This window comes from Tepidicaulis marinus (genome assembly GCF_000739695.1).
GTDB classification, from domain to species: Bacteria; Pseudomonadota; Alphaproteobacteria; order Parvibaculales; family Parvibaculaceae; genus Tepidicaulis; species Tepidicaulis marinus.
In genome coordinates, this window is the sequence record NZ_BBIO01000041.1 from 1 (window position 1) to 3,886 (window position 3,886).

The window sequence follows — 3,886 nt, forward strand, 5'->3', positions numbered from 1 at the left end:
TTCGCGCTCAGCTTCGGCGAGGGGCCGGCCGAGGACGTGCTTCGGATCTGGGCGGACGGAAAACTCATCTACGACAAGACCGGCGCGAGCCCCGACGTCGCCAAACCCGATCTCAAGTTCCGTTTCCATTCGGGGACAGAGGATCAGCTGGCCGATCCGCTGATCGAAACGCACGTCGGCGCGGGCCGTGCGCCCGCCCATCGGGGTCTTGCCACCATCGTCTTCGAAGACCTGGCGCTTGCGGACTTTGGCAACCGCATCCCGAACATCACGGCCGAGATCACCTACCAGCGGGCGGCTCAGCAGCCCTACCAGCTGCTCGATTTCATCACGACGGGCGAAGGCGGATATTTCGGGACCTACCAGATCGACGACCTGGCCGTCGATTGGCGGCGCGGATACGGCTACTTCCTGGACAGCGACGTCAACGCCGCTGAGGCCGGGATCCGCCGCTTCAGCCTGCGGACCATGAAAGAAGACCGCCAGGCGCGGATGACGGACATCACGGGCGTCGCGCCGAACAACTTCCCGAGCACGCTGTTCTGCGGCGAGGACGGTCACCTCTACGTCGTGACCGGATCGAGCAACTCACGCCCGATTCTGCGCATCGAGCCGAACGCCCTCAAGGAAGTCGGCCGCTTTGGCTCCACCAGCAGCGGCCTAACCAATTCGACGCTGCGGTTCGTCGCCACGACGTGGATGGGGATGGTCTCCGCTTACGGCCCCTCTGGCCGGGTCGACTTCGTTCTCACCGGATCGCTCTTCGACGACGTCGGACTCATCCGCGCCGACACCATGGGCTATGTCTGGGGCGCCGGGCAGAGCGTCACCGAGCCTCGCGTTCGGGGCGTCATTGGTGGTGCGGTCGGCGAAGGCTTCGGGGATGGCTGGATCCTCAGCAGCGGGACGAGCACGAACCATGGAAGCCTCGGCCTCTATCGTCTGCGGGTCTCCGCGCTGGCAGGGTACGACGGCCTCACCGGCCAATCCCTCGGCGTCACCTTCGAGAAGGTCGCCACCTTCGCAGCCTCGGATGTCGAGAGCGGCGCCACCGGCTTCTACGGCAGCGCGGGCGGGCTCACCTACGACACGACCGACGACAGCGTCATCTTTCAGGCGCGCATCTCGAACGGGGGATCGCCCGGCGCGATCTATACGCTGAAATGGCGCAGCGACACTGGCATCGTCTGGAAGACGGTCGTTCCGATCCAGATCAACTACGAAGGGCCCTACTACGGTCAGTGCCGCCTGCGCGGGCAGCGTTGGACGCTGATGCGGGGCACGCGCGTCATCCAGCTGGACACCGCCACGGGCGCTCTTGTTCTCGATGAGATCTGGCCGGGTGCGGTCAGCGAAGGCGGTGCTCAGGTTTACGATGCCGTCACCGACACGCATCTGGTCCGCGGCAGCCAAGGCTGGGTGAAGCTCTTCCTCAATCGCGGCGGCGGTGGTGGAGAGACGCTCTCCGGCATCGTCTCCGACCTTTGCGCCCGTGCCGGCCTTGGTCTTTCCGACATAGACGTCGCCGATCTCGGGGCGACGGTTCCCGGCTATGTCATCGGGCGGCAGACCACCGTGCGAGGCGCGATCGAGCCGCTGGCACAGGCGTATTTCTTCGACGCTGCGGAAAGCGACGATGCCCTGCGGTTCCGGACGCGGGGACGACCGCCCGCCGCGACCATCGACGCGGATCTTCTGCTGCCGCTGGATGAGCGGACCGGCGAAAGCTGGCGTGAGCGTCGCACGCAAGAGGTCGAGCTGCCGGAACGGGTCAGCGTCGTCTACATGGATCGCGGCGCCGACTACCAGCAGGGCACGCAGAGCGAAAAGCGCACATCCCTGCCGCTGCCGACCATGCATTCGCGCAACCAGTCCAGCGTGGAGCTGGCCCTTGCGCTGGACGCGACGACGGCCAAGCAGATCGCCGCCAAGACGCTCTACAGCGCCTGGATCGAACGCAGCGCGTACGAAGCAGAACTACCGGCCGACTGGCTGCGCCTCGATCCGACCGATGTCGTGGACGTGGTCTTCGAGTCGGGCTCGACCTTCCGGACCCGCATCACCCGTCTCGATGTCGGGGCCGATTTCTCGCTCGCCGTGAAAGGGGTTTCGGAGGCTGCCGCCACCTACGTCTCCAACGTGGCTGCCGATGGCGGCTCCGGCAAACCGGTACAGCTCGTCGGCAGTCAGGCCGCGACGCGGCTGATCCTGCCGGACGTTCCGCTACTGCGCGACACCGATGACACCGGCGGGTCGGGGTCGCGGGTCTACTACCTCATGGGCGGCTTTGGAGGCCCGGGCTGGCCCGGCGCCTCTCTCTACCGGAGCGCCGACGGCACGGCGTGGGCGCAGGTCGGGCGATCCTTGAGCGAGGCGGCCTGGGGCGCCACGGCGAATGCCCTTGGCACGCCGACATCCCCGTTCGCGACCGATGAGACGAACAGCCTCACGGTGTTCATGACCACCGGCGGCGAACGGCTGGAGAGTGTCACCCAGGACTCGATGCTTAGCGGCGCCAACGCGGCCCTCGTCCTCAAGGCCAACGGCGAGCCCGAGATCATCCAGTTCCGCAACGTGACGCTCAACCCTGACGGCTCATACACCCTGTCCGGGCTTTTGCGTGGCCGACGTGGCACCGATGTCTTCGTGGTGGGGCACGAGGCCGGTGAGTTGTTTGTCCTCCTCGACCCCGACGATGTCGAGACCGTGGTCACCTCGCTCGGCGATCTCGGTCTCCCCCGGTCCTGGAGAGCGGTCGGCTTCGGCACGATCTTCGAGGATGCGGAAACGTTGATCGCTAGCCACACCGGCCGAGACCTCAAGCCCTACGCGCCCTGGAACGTGCAGGCGGCTCTGACCGGCAGTCCGGCCAACATCAGCCTTTCATGGGTCCGGCGGACCCGGATCGGTGGCGAGTTGAGGGACGGCACCGGCCTCGTACCGCTCGGCGAGACCTCCGAGGCCTACGAGATCGACATCCTCTCCACCCCGGGCGGCGCGGTGAAGCGGACGCTCACCGCGACGAGCCCGAACGTCGTCTACGCCAATGCCGACATCCTCGCCGACTTCGGTGTGGTCCCGTCGTCCCTGACCGTCGCCGTCTTCCAGATCAGCGCCGTCGCAGCCCGCGGCTTCCCGCGCACCGTCACCTTGGAGATCAACTGATGCCCAGCCCCAATCTGGCCGTGACCCATGTCGCGGCCGCCCAGAACCAGAAAGAGGTCACGATCAACGACGCGGTCGATGCCCTCGACAACGCCATGAATCAGGCACTGTCGGTGGCGATGGCCGACGCCAACCTGACGCTGACTGGCACCCAAGCCAACCGTAACGGTCTGATCATCCTCACCGGCACGCTGACGGCCTCCCGAACCCTGACACTGCCCGCCAATCACCGGCGGCTCGCGATCCGAAACGCCACCAATGGCGGCCAGGACGTTCGCGCCAAATATGCGGGCTCCGGCGCGGAGGTCGTCATCGTTCCGGGCGCGACGGTGCTGGTTCAGGGCAATGGCGGCGATCTCTACGGTGTCGGCGGTGGCGCTGGCGCATTGGGTGATCTCACCGACGTCTTCATCGCCGGCGCCGCCAATGGCGACGTGCTCCAGTTCGACGGAGCCGCGTGGGGCGCCACAGGTGTCGGCGTCTACAACCGCGCTCTGCTGCCCTTCCGTGGTGCGCTGCTGCGACGCTCGACCAATTTCAGCGTCGCGACGACCGGCGTCTACGTCGCCGTGCCATGGCAAACCGCCGAGTACGACAGCGACGCATTTTGGGATGCCGGCCAGCCCTCCCGCCTGACCATTCCCGCCGGGGTGACGAAGGTCCGGATCGTCGGCAACATCGAGTGGCAGACCTCGCCGACCAGTCAGCTGGTCAGGTGCGG

General features: G+C 66.7%; 2 protein-coding genes. Both read left to right on the forward strand.

Features of this window, described 5'->3' with window-relative positions; genetic code table 11:
- Positions 1-3,165: phage tail protein (locus M2A_RS16860; RefSeq protein ID WP_045449911.1), on the forward strand; the 3,165-nt coding region annotated here is incomplete at its 5' end.
- A partial coding sequence (locus M2A_RS16865) for a hypothetical protein (protein ID WP_045449912.1) occupies positions 3,165-3,886 on the forward strand: 722 nt, incomplete at its 3' end. The genes M2A_RS16860 and M2A_RS16865, both read left to right, overlap by 1 nt.